This is a genomic window from Burkholderia sp. Ac-20345 (genome assembly GCF_017104825.1).
Lineage (GTDB): Bacteria > Pseudomonadota > Gammaproteobacteria > Burkholderiales > Burkholderiaceae > Burkholderia > Burkholderia lata_B.
Genome location: NZ_JAAGPO010000428.1, coordinates 1 through 2620, shown reverse-complemented (window position 1 = coordinate 2620; position 2620 = coordinate 1). Strand labels below are relative to the sequence as shown.

Genomic DNA, 2620 nt, shown 5'->3' with positions numbered 1-2620 from the left:
ACGCGATCCAACCGAGAGCTCACCCTCTTTCCCCACACGACGCGCTTCCGATCACGGCCCGGCCGCGCAGCGGATCGCGCACGGCACGATGCTCGTGGCACTCGTCGTGCTCGGGATCGCGGGCGCCGGCTGGTTCGGCTTCGACGCACACACGCATCGCAGCCTCGCGCTCGCGCTGCTGGCCGGTGGCGCCGCGCTGCTCGACGCGGGCGTCATCGTCGACCAGACGATCGGCCGCCGCGAGATCAACCTGCTGAATCCGGCCGCGCGCGGCCGCCTGAACGGGCTGTTCGTCGGGCTGTTCTTCATCGGCGGCGCGCTCGGCGCGGTGCTCGCAGGCAGCGCGTGGGCCTGGGGCGGGTGGAGCGCGGTGTGCGGCGTCGGGTTCGCATTCGCCGGTGCAGCCACCTTCTTCGGGCTCACGGCCGGACGCGGGGCCGGCGCAGCAGCGTTGACTCGTCCGCGTGCATAAGCGAGCGTGGAGCGGGCCCCGAAAAGCCGAACGCCCCGCCCTCTCGCGAGGAACGGGGCGTTCGGCGCACCGGCGTCGGTACGAAATCAGTGACGGACCAGCGCCATCATCGCGCCGAAGCCGACGAACAGCCCGCCCGTCAGCCGGTTGAAGATCTTCGCCACGCTCTGGCTCTTCAACGTCGCGCCGATGCGCGTGCCGAACGACGCGTAGACCAGATACCAGCTCACCTCGATCACCGCGAACGTGACGACGAGAATCCCGAACTGCGGCAGCGTCGGCTCGGCCGCGTTGATGAACTGCGGCAGCAGCGCGGCCGCGAACAGGATCGCCTTCGGGTTGCTGCCGGCGACCAGGAAACCGTTGCGGAACAGCGTCCCGCGCGATGCCGGCGCGGCCTGGCGCGAGACGGTTTCGACGTCGGAGGCAGGCTGCTCGTCGTCGACACGTGCGCGCCACGCCTTCACACCCAGGTAGATCAGGTAGGCCGCACCCGCGAAGCGCAACGTGTTGAACATCGCCGGCCATGCCTCGAGCACCGCGCCGAGGCCCGCCGCCGACACCGACAGCATCAGCACCAGCGCCGTGAGGCAGCCGGCCATCGTCCACGTCGAACGCCGCAGCCCGTGCCGCGCGCCGTGCGTCATCACCAGCAGCATGTTCGGGCCCGGAATCGCCGACACGACGAACACCGTCGCCACGAAAAGCCACCACGTATGCAAGTTCATGCCCGCCTCTGCCTCGATGTAAGGGAAAACGAAACGCCGATTATGCCGGTGCGCCGGCCTTCTGTCGCGCGACGGATCAGCGGCCCGCGCGACGCAGCGCGACTTCGCCGAGCACCGCGAAATCCTGCTCGCCGCCGCCGTGTGCAAGCGCATCGAGCAGGTTGTCGCGCACGACGCTCGCCACCGGCAGCGGCACCGACACGGCATCGCCGGCTTCCAGTGCCAGGCGAACGTCCTTCAACCCGAGGCGCGCCTTGAAGCGCGCGGGCTCGTAGCGCCGCTCGGCGATCATCGAGCCATAGCCTTCGTAGACGGGCCCCGGAAACACGCTGCCGGTGATCACGTCGAGGAAGTCGCGCATCGCGACACCGTGCGCGCCCAGCAATGCCGAAGCCTCGCCGAGCGTCTCGATCGCCGATGCGAGCGTGAAGTTCGCGGCGATCTTCGCGACGTTCGCGTGCTGCGGCAGCGAACCGAACCGCCAGGTCTTCTGGCCGATCGCGTCGAACAGCGGCTGCACGCGGTCGATCGCCTCGGCCGGGCCGCCCGCCATGATCGTCAGGCGCGCGGCGGCCGCGACGTCGGGCCGCCCCATCACCGGCGCGGCGACGTAATGGATGCCGCGCGATGCATGCGCGTGCGCGAGCGATTCGGCCAGCGCGACCGACACCGTCGCCATGTTGACGTGGATCAGGCCGCGCGGCGCCTGCGCGAGCAGCGCATCGTCGAAGATCGCGCGCGCCGCGGCGTCGTCGGCCAGCATCGAGAACACCGCGTCGCCGCGAAACGCGTCGGCCGGCGTATCGACGATCTGCGCGCCGACCGCGGCGAGCGGCTCGGCGCGCTCGCGCGACCGGTTCCAGACCCGCACCGTGTGCCCGGCCTTCAGCAGGTTCGTCGCGATTGCCTGCCCCATTTCACCCAGTCCGATAAATCCGAGATCCATTACCCGCTCCTTCGCTCCGTGAAGCGGGGAGTTAAACACAGATGCGCCGCGTCTGCTGGGCAGGCGGCCGGCCATGCGCGGTGCGATACTGCGCGCATGGCGACCGCGACCTTCCGCTTCCATGGCGAACTGAACGCCTTTCTCCCGCGCGCACAGCGCGACCGCGCGTTCGGGCACGCATGCGCGCGCGATGCGACGTTGAAGCACGCGATCGAGGCGCTCGGCGTCCCGCATACGGAAATCGGCTGGCTCCGCGTGAACGACGCGCCGGCCGCACTCGACCGGCCGCTCGACGACGGCGATCGGGTCGAAGCGTTCCCGGAGCGCGCGCAGCCGGCAGAGCGCGGCGCCGCCGCGCCGCCACCGGCGCAATGGCGCTTCGTCGCCGACGCGCATCTCGGCGGCCTCGCGCAACTGCTGCGCCTCGCGGGCTTCGACACCTGCTACGACAACCACTACCGCGACGACGAGCTA

At 70.4% G+C, this 2620-nt stretch carries 3 protein-coding genes and 1 pseudogene; 2 read left to right on the top strand and 2 right to left on the bottom strand.

Annotated elements, in window-relative coordinates:
* Nucleotides 1-472: pseudogene (locus tag G3O06_RS47620) on the top strand (MFS transporter); the annotation flags it as partial.
* Between the two features lie 86 nt (nt 473-558).
* Here the strand turns inward: G3O06_RS47620 and G3O06_RS47615 are convergent.
* Both G3O06_RS47615 and G3O06_RS47610 read right to left on the bottom strand, forming a co-directional pair.
* Nucleotides 559-1200 (bottom strand): LysE family translocator, encoded by a 642-nt coding sequence (locus tag G3O06_RS47615; protein WP_174973718.1) that lies wholly within the window; start codon nt 1198-1200, stop codon nt 559-561.
* A gap of 76 nt (nt 1201-1276) precedes the next feature.
* Nucleotides 1277-2146, bottom strand: a complete 870-nt coding sequence (locus G3O06_RS47610) for an NAD(P)-dependent oxidoreductase (protein WP_039366834.1) — start codon at nt 2144-2146, stop codon at nt 1277-1279.
* A gap of 96 nt (nt 2147-2242) precedes the next feature.
* Here G3O06_RS47610 and G3O06_RS47605 point away from each other — a divergent pair.
* Nucleotides 2243-2620: Mut7-C ubiquitin/RNAse domain-containing protein (locus G3O06_RS47605; protein WP_241020616.1), on the top strand; the 378-nt coding region annotated here is incomplete at its 3' end.